This window comes from Actinomyces sp. 565 (assembly GCF_010365615.1).
In the GTDB taxonomy this organism is placed as follows: domain Bacteria; phylum Actinomycetota; class Actinomycetes; order Actinomycetales; family Actinomycetaceae; genus Actinomyces.
Map to the genome: position 1 here is coordinate 1 of NZ_PIZD01000019.1, position 18,236 is coordinate 18,236.

16 protein-coding genes are annotated in these 18,236 nt (G+C 68.8%); 8 read left to right on the forward strand and 8 right to left on the reverse strand.

Annotation, left to right across the window (positions count from 1 at the left end):
* Window positions 1–221: 221 nt before the first annotated feature.
* Window positions 222–890 (reverse strand): response regulator transcription factor, encoded by a 669-nt coding sequence (locus GZ997_RS03730; RefSeq protein ID WP_162678912.1) that lies wholly within the window; start codon window positions 888–890, stop codon window positions 222–224.
* Window positions 887–2,050 carry a histidine kinase gene (locus GZ997_RS03735; RefSeq protein WP_162678913.1) on the reverse strand — a complete coding sequence of 388 codons (1,164 nt, stop codon included), beginning with the start codon at window positions 2,048–2,050 and terminating at the stop codon, window positions 887–889. Before GZ997_RS03735 ends, GZ997_RS03730 begins: the two co-directional genes overlap by 4 nt.
* A 150-nt stretch (window positions 2,051–2,200) precedes the next feature.
* On the opposite strand from GZ997_RS03735, the gene GZ997_RS03740 reads away from it, so the two are divergent.
* On the forward strand, window positions 2,201–3,103 hold the full coding sequence (locus GZ997_RS03740; RefSeq protein WP_161923263.1) for an ABC transporter ATP-binding protein: 903 nt from the start codon (window positions 2,201–2,203) through the stop codon (window positions 3,101–3,103).
* Window positions 3,100–3,843, forward strand: coding sequence for an ABC transporter permease (locus GZ997_RS03745; RefSeq protein ID WP_162678914.1), 744 nt, complete (start codon window positions 3,100–3,102; stop codon window positions 3,841–3,843). The genes GZ997_RS03740 and GZ997_RS03745 overlap by 4 nt, the downstream gene beginning before the upstream one ends.
* A 53-nt stretch (window positions 3,844–3,896) precedes the next feature.
* Here the strand turns inward: GZ997_RS03745 and GZ997_RS03750 are convergent, their stop codons facing one another.
* The 3 genes from GZ997_RS03750 to GZ997_RS03760 all read right to left on the reverse strand — a co-directional run bounded on the left by GZ997_RS03750 (window position 3,897) and on the right by GZ997_RS03760 (window position 7,311).
* The gene (locus GZ997_RS03750; RefSeq protein WP_162678915.1) at window positions 3,897–6,653 is read right to left on the reverse strand and encodes a heavy metal translocating P-type ATPase; all 2,757 of its coding nucleotides are present in this window, start codon (window positions 6,651–6,653) and stop codon (window positions 3,897–3,899) included.
* Between the two features lie 25 nt (window positions 6,654–6,678).
* Entirely contained in the window at window positions 6,679–6,942 is a 264-nt protein-coding gene (locus tag GZ997_RS03755) for a heavy-metal-associated domain-containing protein (protein WP_161923266.1), read from the reverse strand.
* A gap of 87 nt (window positions 6,943–7,029) precedes the next feature.
* Window positions 7,030–7,311 carry a metal-sensitive transcriptional regulator gene (locus GZ997_RS03760; protein WP_108965358.1) on the reverse strand — a complete coding sequence of 94 codons (282 nt, stop codon included), beginning with the start codon at window positions 7,309–7,311 and terminating at the stop codon, window positions 7,030–7,032.
* A 585-nt stretch (window positions 7,312–7,896) separates the two neighbouring features.
* On the opposite strand from GZ997_RS03760, the gene GZ997_RS03765 reads away from it, so the two are divergent.
* Entirely contained in the window at window positions 7,897–8,700 is an 804-nt protein-coding gene (locus GZ997_RS03765) for a hypothetical protein (protein WP_162678916.1), read from the forward strand.
* A gap of 47 nt (window positions 8,701–8,747) precedes the next feature.
* Here the strand turns inward: GZ997_RS03765 and purB are convergent, their stop codons facing one another.
* A complete protein-coding gene (gene purB, locus GZ997_RS03770; protein ID WP_162678917.1) occupies window positions 8,748–10,172 on the reverse strand; it encodes an adenylosuccinate lyase in 1,425 nt (474 codons plus the stop codon).
* Between the two features lie 425 nt (window positions 10,173–10,597).
* On the opposite strand from purB, the gene GZ997_RS03775 reads away from it, so the two are divergent.
* The 3 genes from GZ997_RS03775 (at window position 10,598) to GZ997_RS03785 (ending at window position 14,052) form a co-directional block, all read left to right on the forward strand.
* Complete coding sequence (locus GZ997_RS03775) at window positions 10,598–11,596, forward strand: hypothetical protein (protein WP_162678918.1); 999 nt, start codon at window positions 10,598–10,600, stop codon at window positions 11,594–11,596.
* A gap of 168 nt (window positions 11,597–11,764) precedes the next feature.
* On the forward strand, window positions 11,765–11,983 hold the full coding sequence (locus GZ997_RS03780; RefSeq protein WP_203233960.1) for a hypothetical protein: 219 nt from the start codon (window positions 11,765–11,767) through the stop codon (window positions 11,981–11,983).
* A gap of 2 nt (window positions 11,984–11,985) precedes the next feature.
* Window positions 11,986–14,052, forward strand: coding sequence for a hypothetical protein (locus tag GZ997_RS03785; protein ID WP_162678919.1), 2,067 nt, complete (start codon window positions 11,986–11,988; stop codon window positions 14,050–14,052).
* 65 nt (window positions 14,053–14,117) lie between these two features.
* On the opposite strand, the gene GZ997_RS03790 is transcribed toward GZ997_RS03785, so the two are convergent.
* Window positions 14,118–14,537 (reverse strand): phage holin family protein, encoded by a 420-nt coding sequence (locus GZ997_RS03790; protein WP_161923271.1) that lies wholly within the window; start codon window positions 14,535–14,537, stop codon window positions 14,118–14,120.
* Window positions 14,538–14,618: 81 nt separating this feature from the next.
* On the opposite strand from GZ997_RS03790, the gene hisC reads away from it, so the two are divergent.
* Window positions 14,619–15,689: a histidinol-phosphate transaminase gene (hisC, locus tag GZ997_RS03795; RefSeq protein WP_203233961.1), complete on the forward strand. Its 1,071-nt coding sequence runs from the start codon at window positions 14,619–14,621 to the stop codon at window positions 15,687–15,689.
* Between the two features lie 212 nt (window positions 15,690–15,901).
* Here hisC and GZ997_RS03800 read toward each other — a convergent pair whose 3' ends face one another.
* Window positions 15,902–17,038, reverse strand: a complete 1,137-nt coding sequence (locus GZ997_RS03800) for a YwiC-like family protein (RefSeq protein ID WP_343212263.1) — start codon at window positions 17,036–17,038, stop codon at window positions 15,902–15,904.
* 621 nt (window positions 17,039–17,659) lie between these two features.
* Between GZ997_RS03800 and GZ997_RS12625 the strand changes: the two genes are divergently transcribed.
* Window positions 17,660–18,205 (forward strand): hypothetical protein, encoded by a 546-nt coding sequence (locus GZ997_RS12625; RefSeq protein WP_238994238.1) that lies wholly within the window; start codon window positions 17,660–17,662, stop codon window positions 18,203–18,205.
* The last annotated feature ends 31 nt before the right edge of the window (window positions 18,206–18,236 follow it).

Genomic DNA, 18,236 nt, shown 5'->3' on the forward strand with positions numbered 1-18,236 from the left:
CCAACGACACACCCACCTTCCCGCACCATCCCAACGATCCCAACCCGCACCCCCTCAACCCTGATGAGAAACGCTCACATGTGCGGTGACTTCCTATCGGTTGTGGATCCGGTGGGATAGTCGCATCTTGTCCTACACAGCTGTGTGGCCTGCTCATCATTGAGTCCCCGTTCGATTCCTCCTTTTGAGGGAGCCCGACGAGACATAATGAGGAGGGGTGACTAGCCGCCGATGCCCCGCTTGTACGCCTCGGTGACGATCTCCAGTCGGCTACCCACCCCCATCTTGCGCATAAGCGAGGAAACGTGAGTTTTGACGGTGGTCTCCGCAACGTTCATCTGGCGTGCAATCTGGCGGTTGGTGCGTGCCTGACACAGAAGCCGAAGCACTTCCCGCTCTCGCCCCGATAGATCGAGTTCCGCGGTGGAACCGGTACTGGGGCGCTGGCCGCGCACGTAGCGTTCCAAGACGCGGCTGGTGGGTCCGGGCGAGAGGACCTTACCGCCCCCGTGGACGGTCCGAATTGCCGCCGCGATCTCGGCGGCAGGCGTGGTCTTGAGAAGGAAGCCCGAAGCGCCGGCGGCGATTCCTCCATCGAGGAAGGTATCGTCATCGAAGGTGGTCAGTAGGAGTACCCGAGTGCTGCCCCCGGCGGCGAGGATCCGCGAGGTTGCTCCAATGCCATCCAGAACCGGCATCTGGATATCCATGAGTACGACGTCCACCATGTGGTCGTGGACAAGATCAACCGCCTCGGCGCCATTGGCGGCGGTGGCCACTATTTCGATGCCTTTTTCCTGACCGAGGAGCATGGATAGCGAGTCGAGCACGATGGCGTCGTCGTCCACGATGGCGACGCGGATCGGACTGGGCTGGATGTTTTGGTTCATGGTTTGCCCTTTTCGTTGTTGGGTGTGAGGGGGAGGGTGGTGTGGAGGATCCATTGGTGGTTGGTGTGTTTGGTGGTGGTGGTTCCTCCGAGGGCGTGGGTGCGTTCCTGGATGCCGAGGATGCCGAGTTTGGATGAGGTGGCGGGGGTTGTGTGTCGGGTGTCGGCCAGGGGGTTGATGGCGTGGAGCTCGGCGGTGGTGTCGGTGATGTTGAGTTGGATGGTGCATTGGGCGTCGGGGGCGGCGTGTTTGATCATGTTGGCGACGCATTCGTCCAGGATGCGGGTCAGGGTGGTGGTCAGGGTGGGGGTGAGTCGGGTGGTGTCTCCTTGGTGGGTGACGGTGGCGTGGAGGCCGGCTTGGTGGAGGTTGTGGCGGGCTTGGGTGAGGGTGGTGGTTAGGTCGGGTGTGGGGGGTGCGGGGTCTAGTGGGGTGTTGGTGTCTTGTCTCAGGAGGCGCAGCATGGTGCGCAGGTCGAGGACCGATTGGTGGCCGGTGGTGATGATGTCGTCTAGGGCGGTGTTGATCTGGTCGGTGTGGTTGGGGTTGTGGAGGTGGGCTTGTGCTTGTTGGGCGCGCAGGACGATTTGGGTGTTGGCGCGGGCGAGGGTGTCGTGGAGTTCGCGGGCGATGAGGGCGCGCTGCTCGCGCAGGGCTTGGGCGTGAGCGGCCTGGGCCCGGGAGACGTTGGCGTCAGCAAGCCGCAGAGGAGCGGCGACACCCATACAGATGGCAATCCACAACACCTGGCTGATGAACAGGTCATTCATCTCCGTTCCCGCCTGCCAGGCTAGGAGGTTTCCGGCCGCCATGGCCACCACAATCACAACGGCCTGCCGATAACCGCCCCGACGAACGAGGGCGTACACGGCGAACCATCCGGCCAGCACCAATCCGGGTCCCCTAGCGTCTACGAGCCCGTAAGCTGTACCCGCTGCCAGGATGGTGGTGGCGGTCCAGGGAATGCGGGGGATCAGCAGCAGCGCCCACGGCACCACCAAACCCACCGTATCGGTGAGAGTGAACCACTGGAACAGCACCGGCAACGCGGAGAAGGCCAGGCTGAAGGCCGTGAAGACGCTGAGTTCACGGTGGGCGCGCCACGCAGCACGAAGTCGACTCGGCGCGACGTTGAGTGCTGGGTGAGGCAGGGCGAACATGGGTGGCCTTTCAAGACTGCGCACAGACTAGCCCACATCATGAGCCTCCTACCAAGGTAGGAGAGGTTGTGGCGGGAAGCCGGAACAGCCGAGTCCCGCCGCTGTGTCATGGTCGAGCCATCGAAGGCTTGAACGTGAAAGGGGACTGTTGTGCAGCCGGTGGTTGTTCTCGGCGTGTGCCGTTCATATGCGGGACACCAGGTGCTGCGGGACGTGGATCTGGTGGTGGAGCGGGGGTCGTTCCATGGTGTGATCGGTCCCAATGGTGCTGGTAAGACGACGCTGGTTGAGATCATCCAGGGTGCGCGCCGTGCTCAGGCGGGCAGTGTGGAGCTGCTGGGTCGGGCACCGTTGCCGCGTGATCCGCGTCTGCTAGTGCGGGTGGGGATTCAGCCGCAGGCCACGGCCTTCTTTTCTCGTGCCACGGTGTGGGAGCACCTTTCCGCCATCGCCGCGATATTTGGCGCCTCACAAGCACGGGCTGAGCAACTCATTGAGGCCATGGATCTGGGACACGTGCGCAACTCGCGTGTGGAGCGGGCCTCTGGTAGTGAGCGGCAGAAATTGGCGGTGGCCTCGGCGATGGTGCATCGGCCGGAGGTGTTGTTCTTGGATGAGCCGACGGCGGCTCTGGATGCGACGGCTCGTCATGACCTGGTGGGCTTGCTGGCATCGGCGCGTGAGGAGGGCACGACGGTGGTGTATACGACTCACCATCTGGAGGAAGCCGAGCGCCTGTGCGATGTGGTCACCATTCTTGATGGTGGCCGGGTGGTGACGACGGCATCTCCGTCTGCTCTGGTTGCCGGTGCGGGTAGTGATGCCTCGGTGCTGCTGCCCGGGGCGGCGCCGTATTTGGATGTAGTGACCGGCCTGGATGTGGTGACAGCTGCGACCGTGAGTGCGGGCGGGTTGGTGATTCACGTGCGTGACGTGGGTGAGGTGTTTGCGGCCCTTGGCGCGGCGGATGTGCCGACCGCAGGCGCGCAGGTGCACAGCCCGACCCTCGAGGACGCGTTCATGGAGCTCACAGGGAAGAAGTACGAGTCATGAGCCCCGTCAAAGCCCTAACAGTTTCCCTGGCGCGCACCAGTTTGCGCGATCCGGCCACCATGCTCTTCTCATATGCATTCCCTCCGGCACTGCTGGTTGTCCTTGCCTTGACCATGGGTGACCAACCAGGGGTGGACGGCCATGACATCGTTGACTTCATCAGTCCCAACGTCATGGGCTTTGGAGTGGCATTTGTTGGCATGTTCGCCGGCGCCACAACTATTGGCGAGTGGCGGGAGAAGGGAGTCGGACGTGTCCTGCGCAGTGCGCCAATGCCCGTGAGCTCAATCCTCGCCTCGGCGCTGGCCGTCGCCGTCGTCTCCGCACTCGTGCAGGCGGTGCTCATCGTGCTCACCGGGTTTGTGCCGACGGTCGGTGTCACGCTGTCGCCATGGGCAATCCTAACCGTGGTGCCAGTGTTCCTGGGGACTTTACTCTTCTACTCCCTGGGCATGCTCTTCGGCCTGGTGCTGCCCACCGTCACCGCAGTCTCCCTGGCGGTGATGATTGTGGTCCTGCCTATGGGTTTCGCCTCCGGCGCGCTGCTGCCGTTGGAGATTCTGCCGGGATGGATGCATACGCTCGCCAACTTCCTGCCGCTGACCTACCTGCTCGACGCGTTGCGCTGGCCGCTGACGGGCGTGGCCGAGCTGAGTGACGCGCTGATCGGGATCGGCGTCACTGGCGTCGTCGGGGCGGCGCTGTTTTGGGCCGCCACCAAGCTGATGCGCTGGACGTGAGATGCCGAAGCGAACCGACCTCGGCGCGTCCCGCGTCGACTGCTTCCCGGCAGCTACTTTCCGGCCCTGCGCAGGCGCAGGGAGTTGGTGACCACGATGACGCTGGAGGCGGCCATGGCGGCGCCGGCGATCATCGGGTTGAGCATTCCGGCCGCGGCCAGCGGAATCGCGGCCACGTTGTAGGCGAAGGCCCAGAACAGGTTCTGCTTGATGATCCGCAGCGTGTCCCGGCTGATGCGGATGGCCGTCACCACGGCATCCAGGTCAGCGCGCACCAGCGTGATGTCCGCGGCCTCAATGGCCACGTCCGTGCCCGACCCCATGGCAAAACCCAGCCCGCGCGTGCCCGCCTGAGCCAGGGCCGCGGCGTCGTTGACGCCATCGCCGACCATGCCCACCACGTGGCCCTCGCCTTGCAGACCGGCGATCACGTCGCGCTTGTCGCCCGGCAGCACCTCGGCGCGCACGTCTGCGGCGTCGATGCCGACCTCCCGGGCCACCCGGTCCGCGGTCCGCCGGTTGTCGCCGGTCAGCAGCACCGGGCGCACCCCCAGCTCGCGCAGTGCGGCAACCGCCTCCCGGGAGGAGGGACGCACCGTGTCCCGCACTGCCAGCACCGCCCGGGCGACGCCGTCCACGGCGAGTACCACGGCGGTCGCCCCGGACTCCTGCGCGGCGGCGACGGCGCCGGTTGCCTGTGCGGGAAGGTCCACCCCCTGCTCCGCCAGCCAGGCCGGTCGGCCCACCCGGACCTGGTAGGCGGCGCCGTCCAGCGTCACCGTGCCGGACACTCCCCGCCCCTCGTGGTTGGAGAAGTCCCGCACCGCCGGCACCTGCTCGAGCCGTTCCTTGGCGGCCTCGGTGATTGCCCGGGCCACCGGGTGCTCGCTGGCCGCCTCCACACTCCCGGCCAGGGCGAGGGCCTGCAACCGCGTGCTTTCGGGGCCGGGGCGGTGAAGCCCCTCTCGGCTACCACCCGCGATCCTCGTACCTCGGATCGCTCCCGCCAGCCCCACCACGCCTTCGAGCGGCTCCCCCGCCCCGGCTGAGTCCGGTCCGACCCCCTCGGCGCCGGGTGCTGGGGATGCGGAGTCCTCCGCTGCTTCCACCCCGCCGTCACCCTCGGCGTCCCAGGTGACGATCCCGTCGGCGTCCAGGCGCATGCGGCCCTCGGTGACGGTGCCGGTCTTGTCCAGCACGATCGTGTCCAGGGTGCGGGTGGACTCCAGCACCTCCGGGCCCTTGATGACAACGCCGAGCTGGGCGGCGCGCCCGGAGCCGACCAGCAGCGCCGTCGGCGTCGCCAGCCCCAGTGCGCAGGGGCACGCGATCACCAGCACGGATACGGCCGCCATGAACGCGGGCTGCGCCGGGTGCCCCAGCGCCAGCCACACCGCCGCCGTGGCCAGCGCCAGCACGATCACCGCCGGCACGAACACCCCGGAGATGCGGTCGGCCAGCCGCTGCACCGCTGCCTTGCCGGCCTGCGCCTCGGTGACCATGGCGCCGATGCGCGCCAGCGTGGTCCCCGCGCCGACCGCCGTCGCCCGCACCAGCAGCACACCGGAGGTGTTAATGCAGCCGCCGGTAACGGCGTCGCCGGGACCGGTCTCCACCGGCACCGACTCACCGGTGAGCATGGAGGCGTCCACCGCGGAGCGGCCCTCGATCACCACGCCGTCGGTGGCGATCTTCTCGCCCGGACGCACCACGAACAGGTCGCCGGCGGCCAGGGCGTCGATCGCCACCGTCTCCTCGGTGCGGGCGGCCTCGGGGAGAGGGGCGCCGTCGTCGTCGAGCACGTCGACGGCGTCGGTGGAGCCGGAGGGGGCGGTCAGCGTGACCCGGGTGGCCGAGGTGGCTCCGAGCTGAAGCAGGGCGCGCAGGGCATCGCCTGAGCGGTAGCGGGCGCGCGCCTCCGCGTAGCGGCCCGCCAACAGGAAGGTGGTCACCCAGGCGGCGGACTCGAAGTACATGTGCACCTGATGCCCCTGGGCGCGCGGGAGCAGCTCCATGCTCATATGCGCCCCCAGCTGGCCGGCGCCGCCGAAGATCAACGCCCACAGGCTCCAGCCGGTCGCGGCGATCACGCCCAGGGACACGAGCGTGTCCATGGTGGAGGCTCCGTGGCGCAGCGCCCGGAGAGCGGAGCGGTGGAAGGGCCAGGCACCCCAGGTGGCCACCGGCAGGGCCAGCGCCGCCACCACCCACTGCCACCCGGTGAACTGCAGCGCGGGAATCATCGAAAGCGCCATCACGGGGATCGACAGCACCAGGCAGACGACCAGGCGGGTGCGCAGGTAGGCGGCCCTTTCGGCCTGGGACTGGCCGAGCACCGGAGCCGGTGAGCTTGCGTCTGCCCCGGCCGGCGCCGGTGCGGACTCGGAGCCGGCGGACGCGCCGGATGAGACTGCGGTGGAAGAGTGTGTTTCCGCGTCGGTCGCCGCTGCCGCATCGGGGGAGGGGGATGCCGGAGCCGACCCGGATCCGGCATCGGGTCGGGGCGCTGCGGAACCGGAATCGCCGTCGGTCGGCGCCAGGTCGGTGCGGCCGGTGACGGTGGCCGTGTAGCCGGCTCGCGCCACCGCATTGATCAGTTCCTCATTGCTCACCGGTGCGCTCAGCGTGACCCTGGCGGACTCGGTGGCGAGGTTGACGGAGGCCTTGACACCGTCGAGCTTGCCCAGCTTCTTCTCCACGCGCGCCACGCAGGAGGCGCAGGTCATCCCCCCGACCGCGAGGTCGACGGTGGCCACCGGCGTCGAGCTGGGGGCGGCGTCGGTGGTGGCGGTGTGAGTCGGCTCAGACATGTGTTGATCGGCCTCCAGTGTGAGCTCAGGCGGCGTCGCGCTCGATCGCGTCGAGGGTGTAGTCGCCGGCCTCGTCGATGGCCTCGGCCAGGGCGGCATCCGACAGGACCACATCGGAGACGACCGTGGCCACGGACTGCCCGCCCTTATTGAGGATGACGGAGACATTCTTGACGCCGTCGAGGGCCTCCAGCTCCTCGGTGACGTGGGCGACGCAGTGGTCGCAGGTCATCCCGGAGATCCTCAGGGTGGTGGTGCGGTCGACGCCGTCGGCGGTGAACTCGGACATGATGGGCTCCTTGATCTCGGTGTGTGGGTTTGGGTCTGGTTTGCGAGCGGCGAATGCCGGTGCCGGCGGGCGCCGCCCGCCGTGCGGTCAGGACTTGACCAGGCGGGCGATCGCGTCGGAGGCCTCGCGGATCTTGGCGCGGCCCTCCTCGTCGGAGGACTGTGCCGCGTGCAGCACGCAGTGGTTCATGTGGTCCTCGAGCAGGCCGAGGCTGACGGCCTGGAGTGCCTTGGTGACGGCGGAAACCTGAGTGAGTACGTCGATGCAGTAGGCGTCCTCCTGGACCATGCGCGAGATGCCGCGCACCTGTCCCTCAATGCGACTGAGTCGCTTGAGGTAGTCCTCCTTGGTTCCCGTGTATCCGGCCATCGCTCCTCCTGCCCGTACATGGTGCACGTGGTGTCGGCCGATCTGAAGCGACCGACAACCGTCACAATACCCCTAGGGGGTAGGGGTTGTAATGCCGCAGGGCAGGAGCGGCAGGGCAGGGGACTCGGTGCGGCGGGCGGCGCGGGCTCGCCACCAACGCTTACTGCGTCCCCCTTCCTTCCCCCTTCGCGTCCTGGTGCACGGGAGTCTGCCGCACGCCGGAGGGAAAAGGCTCGGAACGGGGTGCAAAGCATCGGGGAAGGCGGCGGATTCGGCGGCTGGTACCCGATGTCTGAAATCTGGCTACCTGCGGCGATATTCAGTGGGGGAGGCGGCGAGACCCGGAGTTGTCTCTTGCGTGGTGTCACAAAATGCACCACTTTCATCCGCCTCGCAGCAGCGTCATCACTGCGATCCGCGTCATCATGCGATTTTCGCCGATGGGCTCGCGGGTGTGGTGGCGAAAGTGGTGCATTCAGTGACAGCGATGCGGGTGGTTCCCCGTATCGAGGCTCACGTCAGGAGGGGAATGCGGGCGGGAAGGGTAACTGGGCCTCGCTGCGCCAACTGTGGGATGCTGGTCACATGAGCGAGCAGCGTGCACCCGCGGAAATGAGCGCCGCCGACACGTCCGACACGTCCTGGGCCCCGATCGGCTGGGAGCCGGCTGACATCGGCTTCGATGACGCTCCCTTCGGCAGCGTCCTGGGCGACCCCCTCATGGGCTCGCCCATATTCGATGTTTCAGTGCTCGACGCCACGCCCTCCGCCGGCGCCGACGATGCCAGACCGCGCCCCGCCCAGGTGCCCCCCGCCTCGCATCCCGCTGCGGTCGCCCCACCCGGCAGCAGCGCACAGCAGCGGCCCGCACCGCAGCATCCCGGATACCCCCAGCCCGCTACCCGGCCGCCGGTGCAGCCCTCCTCGCGGAGTACTCCGGGCTACGGGCTGCGGCCAGCGGTGGCCGCAGGCGTGCCGACTCCAGGCGGGGGACCGGTGCCGACCCCCGGAGCGCCATCACGATCCGCGGCCGGATACGGCGCAGCGCCGCGGATGCGGTCGGCCGCTGTGGTGGCCGGCGGCGCCCCCACCAGCCGGAGCGCCGGAATGGCCTCCACGCCCGTGCCCCGCCCTCCCGCCCCGGACCCCTACGCGTCCGGGCAGGCGCAGCCACTACGGCCAGCCGCGCAATCCGCCTCCGCCCACGGCCTGCCGCAGCCGCGTGTACCGGGGCAGGGCCCGTACGTGCAGGCTCCATCGCGGGACGTCCCACCGACCTCCCGCCGGAAAGGACAGACCGATGACACTGAGGGCAGCGGCGGTTTCGTGCCCGCCGGGATCTGGTGGGCGATCGCCTTCCTGCTTCTGATCATCTTCTCCAACATGTGAGGCGTCGCGGGAGCGCGTCTCCCGGAGCGACTCGGGGGAGGCCGCGATCAGGCGTCCAGGTGCCGGACCAGGTGGGCGGCCAGGCCCGTGTAGGTGGCGGGCGTCAGCGCCAGCAGCCGCGCCTCGACCTCGGCGGGCATGCCCAGGCCCGCGATGAAGTCCCGCATGGAGGCGGCCGTGACCCGCTTGCCGCGCGTGAGCTCCTTGAGCCGCTCGTAGGGGTCGGCCATGCCGGTGGCCCCGGCCACCGACGCCGCGCGCATGGCCTGCTGCACCGGCTCGCCCAGGACCTCCCAGGTGGCGTCAAGGTCCTCCGCCAGGCGGGCGTGGTCGACGTCCAGCCCGGCCAGGCCGCGGCGAATGTTGTCGATCGCCAGCAGCGAGTGGCCGAAGGCCACGCCTACGTTGCGCTGGGTGGTGGAGTCTGTCAGGTCGCGCTGCAGCCGGGAGGTGACTAGGGTGGCGGCGAGCGTGTCCAGCAGGGAGCAGGAGATCTCCAGGTTCGCCTCCCCGTTCTCGAAGCGGATCGGGTTGACCTTGTGCGGCATCGTGGAGGAGCCGGTGGAGCCCTGCGCGCTCAGGCGCTGGTGGAAGTAGCCCAGCGAGATGTAGGCCCAGGCGTCGGTGGCGAGGTTGTGGGCGATCCGGTTGAAGCGGGCTACGTCGGCGTACAGCTCCGCCTGCCAGTCGTGGGACTCGATCTGGGTGGTGAGCGGGTTCCAGGTCAGGCCCAGGGACTCGACGAAGGCGCGTGCGACCTCCTCCCAGTCGGCGCCGGGCACCGCGACCACGTGCGCGCCGAAGGTGCCGGTGGCCCCGTTGATCTTGCCCAGGTACTCGGCGCCCTCCACCCGCTTGACCTGGCGGCGCAGCCGGTGGGCCAGCACCGCCAGCTCCTTGCCGAGGGTGGTAGGGGTGGCCGGCTGGCCGTGGGTGCGGGCGAGCATGGCCGCGTCGGCGTGCTCGCGGGCCATGGCGGCCAGGTCGTCCACGAGCCCGCGGGCCGCGGGCAGCCACACCTGTGCGACGGCATCGCGGATGGTCAGCGCGTAGGCGAGGTTGTTGATGTCCTCGCTGGTGCAGAAGATGTGGACGATCTCGTGCACCTCGGGCAGCACCGTGGTGCCCAGGGCCTCGGGGGCGGCGTCGAGGCGCCGCTTGAGCAGGTACTCCACGGCCTTGACGTCGTGGCGGGTGACCGCCTCGATCTCGGCCAGCTCGGCGATGTCCGCCGCGCCGAAGGCGTCCACGACGCCGCGCAGGTAGGTCTTCTCGGCGTCGGACAGCACGGGGGCGCCGGGCAGTGCCCGGAGGTCGGTGAGGTGGATGAGCCACTCCACCTCCACGCGCAGGCGCGCCCGGTTCAGGGCGGCCTCGGACAGGTAGTTGACCAGTGGTGCGGTGACGGCGCGGTAGCGGCCGTCGAGGGGGCCGAGGGCGATGGCGGGGGAGACGGTGGCGAGGTCGACCATGACGCCGATTCTGCCAGGCGTGGCCAGCGGCGGAGACAGGTGTCTCAACCGGGTCGACTCAAGCGCGAAAGTAGGATGCCTCTGCGGACCCCCTGAGCGTTCGGGGTGGTTTTGTCCGAGATCGGCAGTAACGCTGAATCCGACGTTCCGGAGTCACCTCATAACCGCATGATTTCAACGATCTTTGAGGCGCCTCATGGCGCTGTTAGCTCGTTCGTGCCGATCTGCGACATTCCGGGCCCCGCCTCGAGCCGGGGAAGAGCAGAGAAGAGCTCTGTAAGGTTCCCCTTGTCGACGACCATGTACAGGAGTGTACAAGAGGCGGGTGAGCTGCTCGCTGCCGGTTCCTACGCCGGACAGCGTTCGCCCGAGCCGGTTGTAGCCGCTAACGGGCTGGCCGGCCGCGGCGGCCTAGCATTGGGGTCATGTCCGAACAAGTACGGCGGCTGAACGCGGGCGACCTGGCAAGTAGCGAGATGCACGTATTGATGCGTGCGGCCGCCGGACTCCCCGGGACCGAGATCCGCCGGATTCTCGCGGAGACCGCCGACGACGCCGTCGAGCGCCTATGGTCCGGGCGGCCCAACGACTGCCTGCCCCTGGCCGCCGCGTGGCGCGGGTGCGAGCGGCCGGACGGCGGGGAGGATGGCGGCATGAGCGAGCCTGCACGCGGGTCCTCGTACGAGCCGAGTCCCGCGGACGTGCCCCAGTGGATCAACGACCTGGTGCCGATCGCCGCCCGGGCACGCGCCTTGCTGCGAGCGGGCGCGCCCGCGCTGCTCGTTGCCGTGGCCGTCGTCCTGGCGATTCCGCAGCTGGTGACGCATCCCTTGCCGTGGGTGGCCGCGGCGTGCGTGGCGCTGGGCGGATACCTTGCGCTGCGGCACGGCGGACTTGCAGTGCCGACGGCGGGCGTATCGGCCATTGGCGGTAATGCCGCCGGGCCGCGGGCAGTATCCGGGGCGCCGGCCGCGGTCGGCGCTGGGCCACAGTCCTCGGCCGGGGGTTCGGCCGCGACCGCCTCCGGGGAGCTGCGCCCCGGCGGCCGCACGGGCGCACTGCTGGCGGTGCTCGACCTGGTGCTGTCAGCCGTAGGCCTCGCCCTGTGGGCCGGCCTGGCACTGGCCGGAACCGACCGGGCGCTGCTGCTAGCGGCTACCGCTGCTGCCGGAGGGCTTGTGGCGGGCGTCGGCCTGGTTACCGTCATGGAGCTGGTCGGGCGGCGCCGTACCGGCGTGGTCGCTGCGCTCGCGGCCGTCACACTGAGCGTTGCCGTCGCAGTTGCCTGCGGCCTCACCCCGGCCGCGCCCTCCTGGTGGTTGGTGCTGGGGCTGGCGGTGGGTGCGGACGCGGTCGGCGCAATCGCCCTGCGCGTGGCGGTCCGCAACGACCGCCGCTCTGCGCAATTGGTTGACGCCGCCTGAAGCAAGCGCCCGCACCTTTGCGTCCCGCCCCTGGAGCGTCCGACGGCCTAGTGCTGCCTCCCGCCCGGGCGGCCAGCAAAACCCACAGGTAGTGTTCGTACGCCCGTGCGTCTGCCGCGTTCACAGCCACCCTGCGGGCACCGCCTCGGTCACTCTACCGTCGAGGCCATGTCCTCCTTCCTTCTTTCAATCGCAGCGGACAAGGCAGAGGTTGGCACCGCCTTGGTTCCCGCCACCGTTCCGACCGACTGGACCGGCTCCGCCGCCTCGGCCTGCCAGACCACCCTCGATGAAGTAGTCACCCTCGTAGGCGGGCTCGATGCCCTCATGACCGACGCCCAGAACGCCATGACCCTACTGGAAGCCGCCGAGAGCGAGGAGGGTTAATCATGACCGTAAACACCACCAGTGGTGTGTCCGCCGCGGACCAGTACGCGCTGAAGTCGTTGAATCTGCGCACCCCACTGGCGAGCTACGCAGACCCCAGCAGTGTTCCGGTCGGTTCCGGCCCCCTCGGGCAGGGCACCGGCGCCGGATCGGTTCCCTTCGGTGCCACCGCGTCGGGCGGGGACCAGGACGATATGGTGTGCCGCAGCGGCGACCCGGTCCTCGGCGGGGGAACCTCCCCCGGTTCGGGCCCTTACACCACGGACGCCGCCCTGCCCTACCCCCTGACCTGGTCCGGCATGCCCGCTGGCACCGGCGTCGTCGTCAGCGGCGGAACCTACGGGGTGAACACCAACGATCTCACCAGTTTCGCCACCACTCTCTGCACCGCGGCCGACTGGCTGGAGGATGCCCGTGACCTGGCACTGGCGTGCCTGACGGACCTGCGCTGTGACGGCTTCGGGGTCATGATGTACAGCCAGCCGAACATCGGCGCGAACGGCTCCTGGAACTTCGGCTTCAATTCGGCGCATGAGGCCATCACCTCGGGTGGTGCGCAGTGCTACTCCCCGGTGTCCGACTCGTGCGCCACAGAGCGCGCCAATGCCATCGCCGCCCTGCAGTCACTCACCAGCGGTGCCGGCTCCCTCGACGACGCCGCCGACAGCCTGCGTACGCTCGCCACTGCGGTCACCCTCAGCGCCGCCACCTACACGGACACCGAGTCGGGCATGAAGGGTCGGTGGCTCCTGATGCTGCAGACCGCCCGCCTGGGGATCAAGTTTGGAGGCGGGTCTCATGCAGTCATTGCGGCGGGAATCGTAGGCGCACTGGCGGTGCTGAGTGCGGACGGCGCCGCCCTGCCCGACGGCATGGATGATGCGCTCCAGGGCCTTGAAATGCTGCTGGGCGACCCAATGCTCGATGACTGGGTCAACACCGACCTCATGATCCTCCTGGCTCTGGCGATATGGGCGAAGCAGGCCAAGACCGGCCTCGAGGCCGCGTCCATCGAGACCTACATCGGTCAGGTAGCCGAGGAACTGGACCCCGCGATCTCTGCCATGCTGCCTGACCAGGTGCCCGTCGGCAGCCGCATGGTGGACACCGCTTCCCTGACACCCATGCAGCGCGTGGTCTACTACCTGGCCGTGCGTGCCGAGCAGTCGGGGGCGTACCGCTACGGGGAGCCCACTGGCGTGACCGTGACCCCGCACGGCGGACAGTCCGTCACGGTCCCTCCCGGCGTGCGCGACCCCTTCGGGCTCGGGACTGCCGTTCCCGCGGTAGCCGCAGCGCTGCCGCAGTCGGGCACCGGCCCGCAACCGGGGACGGTCGCTGAGGTCATCCGCTACTCCGACGACATGAAGGGCCGCGACGAGGACACCTCCTCCGGCGTGGTCTCCATCCTGCGCACCGACCACGCCGACGGAACCACCTCCTGGCTCGTCGTGGTGCCCGGCACCACCGACTGGGGCAGCGGCAACACCAACCCGCAGGACCTGCTGACCAACCTGCAGGCGGTATCCGGGCGGCCGACCGACATGGAGACCGCAGTGGTCACCGCCATGCGTGAGGCCGGTATAGCCCCTGGCGACAAGGTCGGCCTGTACGGGCACTCCCAGGGCGCGATAACCGCCTCCAACATCGCCGCCGACTCGGCAGTCGCCGAACAGTTCAACATCACCAACCTGCTCACCGCCGGGGGCCCGACCGCGGGCGCGAACCTGCCCGAAAGCGTCAACGCCATCCACCTAGAGAACACCGGCGACGCCGTGCCCGCGCTCGATGCGGCGCCCACCCCGCGCACCCCCACCCGCACCGTGGTAACCATCGACACCCACGCGGCCGGCGTGGACGGGTACCCTCACGCGCCGCAGATCTATGCCGACGCCGTCGACGGCATGCACGGAAACCCGCAGATAGACCAGTGGACCGAGGAGCTCGGAGGCATCACCGGAGCCGGGGAGGACGGGGCGAAGACCACCGAGATCATCTTCGACATCACGCGCGACAGCCCTGAGACCACCTGGGAGCAGGTGGCGCAGGGCGCCGGCAAGCAGGGGTGAGGTGCGGCGCGGCGAGGAGCAGGGCCCGGGCAGCGGTCGCCTCAGTGCTCACTTCAGTGCTTGCCTCAGTGGCCGTTTCGGTGGTCGCTCGGCCCCAGAACGCCGACGATTATCGCCGAGGCGACCGACACGATCAGAGAGCCCACGATCGCGGTGCCGAACGTGGCCACGTGCAGTCCCAGCGTCAGTTCCGCACCGGTGCTCACGCCGGCCAGTACGTCCGTTATCCGGCTGGTCAGCATGAGCATCGCCCCATTGACCACCAGTGCGAACAGCCCGAAGGTCATCACGTACAGGGGAAAGGCCAGCACGCGGGCCACGGGCTTTATCAGCGAGTTCACCAGCGCCAGTACCAGGCCCACCACCAGCAGGTTGACCACGGTCAGAGTCAGGCTCGGTGTGCCCGGCACGGCCATGCCTGGCAATAGCGCAACCGCCAGCCACAGGCCGCCCGCGTTTCCGAGCGTGCGAACAATCAAGTCCATGCGTCCATACTCCCAGACCCGGGTCCCGGCGGGAACGGGATGCGGGTCACTCAGGCCTGCGCTGCGTGCCAGGATGAGGGCATGACCCCCGTGCATCTCCGCTCCGCCGTCCAGACTCTGCCCGCATATGTTCCCGGCGCCCGTTCCACCGGGAAGGACGTAGCCAAGCTCTCCAGCAACGAGCTGCCCTACCCGCCGCATGCCAGTGTGCTGACCGCCCTGACGGCAGCCGCGGGTGGCGCCAACCGCTACCCGCAGATGGCGGGGGACGCGCTGGTGGAGGCGATTGCCAGGCGGCACGCGGTGGCGCCCGAGCAGGTGGTGGTGGGCAACGGGTCGGTCGCCCTCATCCAGCACGTCCTGGACAGCGTCTGCGACGAGGGTGACGACGTGGTCCTGCCGTGGCGCTCCTTCGAGGCCTACCCCATCTGCATCGCAGTCGCCGGCGCGCGGGCCGTCAAGGTTCCGCTCACGGCCGACGGCCGACACGACGTACCCGGCATGATCGCCGCCATTACTCCCCGCACGCGCGCCCTGCTCGCCTGCACTCCCAATAACCCCACCGGTCCGGCGCTGGCCGCGGATGAACTTGCCGCGCTGGTGGAGGGCGTGCCTGAGCAAGTGCTAGTGATCGTGGATGAGGCCTACCTCGACTTCGTCACCGACTCCGCGGTTGGGGATGCGCTCACGCTGCTGGAGGAGCACCCGAACCTGCTGGTCAGCCGTACCTTCTCCAAGGCGCACGCTCTGGCCGGCCTGCGTGTGGGGTACCTCGTGGGCGAGGCCGGCATCATCTCCGCTATCCGGTCGGTAGCGACGCCCTTCGGCGTGAACCTGCCGGCGCAGGCCGCCGCGGTCGCCGCCCTGGAGCCAGAGGTGTTGGGCGAGACCGCCCGCCGCGCCGCAGCCGTTGCGGCCGAACGGGACCGGGTGCTGGCCGCGCTGCGCGAGCAGGGGTGGGACGTGCCCGACTCGCAGGGGAACTTCTTCTGGCTGGCTGTCGGGGAGGAGACGAGCGCGCTCGCGGAGCACTTCGGGGCTGCCGGGATCCTGGTGCGCCCCTTCGTCGGCGAAGGTGTGCGCGTATCCATCGGCACCCCTGCTGAGAACGACCGCGTGCTGGCCGCCACTGCCGCCTGGCGTGCGCGCTGAGGAGGGTGGGTTGTTCAGGTCCCGAACGTGCATGTAGGCGACCCGCCGGACCGATGGGGCAGCTCCGGCCGTCCGTGGGGATGGCGGTGTTATGGGTCCTAACGGCCCGTATAGTGCAGGCCGCTCCGGCCATTTGTGGGGATGGCTGGAGTCGGGCAGCACCACCACGTCCTGTTCCAGGTTGCCCCTGCCGTCTGCGGGGATGGCGCCCTTCAGTGAATGGCGATAGTCAGCAGGAACAACAGGCAGAAAACGATCTCGGTGATGCCCATGACCCGGGGACGCAGCGGGGCTCGGCGGGCACGCACCAGATGCCACTGCCATAGCGGCACGACCAGGGAGCGCACAGCGAGCACCAGCCACAGTGCGGCATGCGCCCACGGCAGCCAGCCGCCACTGGCGAGCCACACCGTGCCGGCGGCGACGAGTGCGTGCCACGCGACCGTGCCCGCCAGTAGCGGCCGGTTGAAGCGCTCGCGGATCATCGACTTGATGTAAGGCACCGTCCCGCAGAAGTAGGCCGCTGTCAGTGCGGTCACCAGCCACATCCATGCCCATCCCGTCAGCTCGCCGTTGGGGGAGGCTCCGGGCAGGCTGGTGGCGTCGGGTCCCGTGCCTAGGAATCCTCCGCGTCCGCCGACTCCGAGCGAGTAGGTGACTGCCGCGATGAGGGAGGCGGCGATCGTGGTAGCCAGTCCCGAGAGGAGTGAACGCTCTCGGCCGCGCCAGGACTCCCGTAGGGCGACTGCGCACAACGGCGCCAACGGCACCGCCCACTGCAACAGGTATGGGGCCACGGATAACGTCACAATGCCAAGCAGAGCGGTCCAGCTGGTGTAAACCGCCAGCGGAGGCAGCGCCAGTGCGCGCCGACGCGGGGAGCGGGCGCGGGCCCACTGTGACCAGGCCCAGTAGGTCAGGTAGGCGCCCAGCCAGGCGGGGATGAACAACAGGTTCACCCAGCTGAACCCGCCCACGACCCAGCCCATGATCGGAGGCAGCAGCAGCATGTAGTGCGCGCCGTGCTGGTTCGGCATCCAGGTACGGCGGCTGGTTTGTGCGCTCGTGCGTGCCGAGGCTGGAGAGCCCGTCCTGGGCGCGCCGGGCCGTGGGGATGCGGCGCTGCTGCGCCCGGCCCGGGTGGACGCTGGGCGCACCGGCTCTCCCGTCGCCAGCAGGAGGTCGTCCTCGGGGCCGGGGCGCGACTGCTGATGCGGAATAGGGCCGCGCGGCCCGCGCCCGCCCGCCGGTGCCGAGCCGACTGCGGCGGAGTCCGTGTCCGCGCCTGGCAGCCCGGAGACGTACTCGATGTGGCGGTCGGAGGGGCCTGAGGGGCGCTGCTGAGTCACGCAGGCAAGCCTAATTGGCCCGGATCTGTCATGGAATGCACCACTTTCGGGTGTGGTGCGTCCTTGGGGTCACGGCGATCGGCGTGATTCTGCGCCTGGGTTCCAGGCTTGGGGGCCGGGGACAGCGTAAGCAACGTGAATGTGGTGCATCCAGTGACACCGGGGCCGGTATCTGCGGATGGGGCGGGTTGGCAGGAGCGTCTGACGGGCGGGCGGCTGCTCCGAAGACGGGCCAGGCGGTGCAGGTTTTCCACAGACCACGTCTGTCTGTTGAGTATTGACGATTATGTTTGACAGTATTTGATTGTGGATCGTGTTGATAGAGAATCTCGTCTCGTGGCTGACCTCAGTCGCTGCGGTGCCGCGCGGCGCGCAAGTGTGTGTCGTGACCGCTCCGACTGGCGCGCCCTCGCGAGGCTGGTTGAGGGAGGCAAGGTCGTTTCCTATCCCCAGGGGGTAGTCGCGTTGCCGTCGACCGATCGGGCGACGGTCGCGGCCAGGCGCGTCGGTGGCTTGCTGACTTGCGGGCACGCGCTTGCGCACTACGGAATTCCCCTGCGCCGAGAGCCAACTGTTGTTCACGTCGCTGTTCGGCGTGGGCGCAGCCATACCCCGTCGGGAGTGGGGCGGGTTGTTGTTCACCGGATTGAGGGGCTGGCGCCGCAGGACCCGCTGAAGCCGCCGGTCGCCGATCCGGAGTCCGTCATGCTGACGGTGATGCGCTGCGCTGACGAGCTCGATGCGCTGATCGCACTGGATGCCGCTCTGCGAATCGGGCTGGTTGACAAGACCATGCTTTTGACCAGGTTGATGGGCCCGCGTAATGGTCGCCTGAGATCCCTGCTGGGGCGGGCTGATCCTCGGGCTCGTTCCCTCTTGGAGACGATTGCTCGGTACGACCTGCAGGAGGCCGGGCAGGAACCAGAAGTAGCCGCCGATCTCGGCTTCGAGGTGGACCTGCTCATGGGGCGCCTGGTCATTGAAACAGACGGGTACGCCTACCACGGCGACCGGGACTCCTGGGAGAACGATCGTCGACGCGACCAGTCGTTGCTGCGGCGGGGTTATGTGCCGCTCAGGCTGACCAGCGCCCAGGTGCTCTCGCGGCAGACCGTGCAACTCGTCGAGCCGGTGGCCCGTCGTTTGGGCTGTTGGCGCGAGAACTGAACACGGGGTCCGGCGATGGGACGTCCCATCG

Bases quoted from the DNA above. Each gene is read 5' to 3' on its own strand.
- GZ997_RS03730 (WP_162678912.1), bottom strand. From the start codon at position 890: ATGAACCAAAACATCCAGCCCAGTCCGATCCGCGTCGCCATCGTGGAC.
- GZ997_RS03735 (WP_162678913.1), bottom strand. From the start codon at position 2,050: ATGTTCGCCCTGCCTCACCCAGCACTCAACGTCGCGCCGAGTCGACTT.
- GZ997_RS03745 (WP_162678914.1), top strand. From the start codon at position 3,100: ATGAGCCCCGTCAAAGCCCTAACAGTTTCCCTGGCGCGCACCAGTTTG.
- GZ997_RS03750 (WP_162678915.1), bottom strand. From the start codon at position 6,653: ATGTCTGAGCCGACTCACACCGCCACCACCGACGCCGCCCCCAGCTCG.
- GZ997_RS03755 (WP_161923266.1), bottom strand. From the start codon at position 6,942: ATGTCCGAGTTCACCGCCGACGGCGTCGACCGCACCACCACCCTGAGG.
- GZ997_RS03760 (WP_108965358.1), bottom strand. From the start codon at position 7,311: ATGGCCGGATACACGGGAACCAAGGAGGACTACCTCAAGCGACTCAGT.
- GZ997_RS03765 (WP_162678916.1), top strand. From the start codon at position 7,897: ATGAGCGAGCAGCGTGCACCCGCGGAAATGAGCGCCGCCGACACGTCC.
- purB (WP_162678917.1), bottom strand. From the start codon at position 10,172: ATGGTCGACCTCGCCACCGTCTCCCCCGCCATCGCCCTCGGCCCCCTC.
- GZ997_RS03775 (WP_162678918.1), top strand. From the start codon at position 10,598: ATGTCCGAACAAGTACGGCGGCTGAACGCGGGCGACCTGGCAAGTAGC.
- GZ997_RS03780 (WP_203233960.1), top strand. From the start codon at position 11,765: ATGTCCTCCTTCCTTCTTTCAATCGCAGCGGACAAGGCAGAGGTTGGC.
- GZ997_RS03785 (WP_162678919.1), top strand. From the start codon at position 11,986: ATGACCGTAAACACCACCAGTGGTGTGTCCGCCGCGGACCAGTACGCG.
- GZ997_RS03790 (WP_161923271.1), bottom strand. From the start codon at position 14,537: ATGGACTTGATTGTTCGCACGCTCGGAAACGCGGGCGGCCTGTGGCTG.
- hisC (WP_203233961.1), top strand. From the start codon at position 14,619: ATGACCCCCGTGCATCTCCGCTCCGCCGTCCAGACTCTGCCCGCATAT.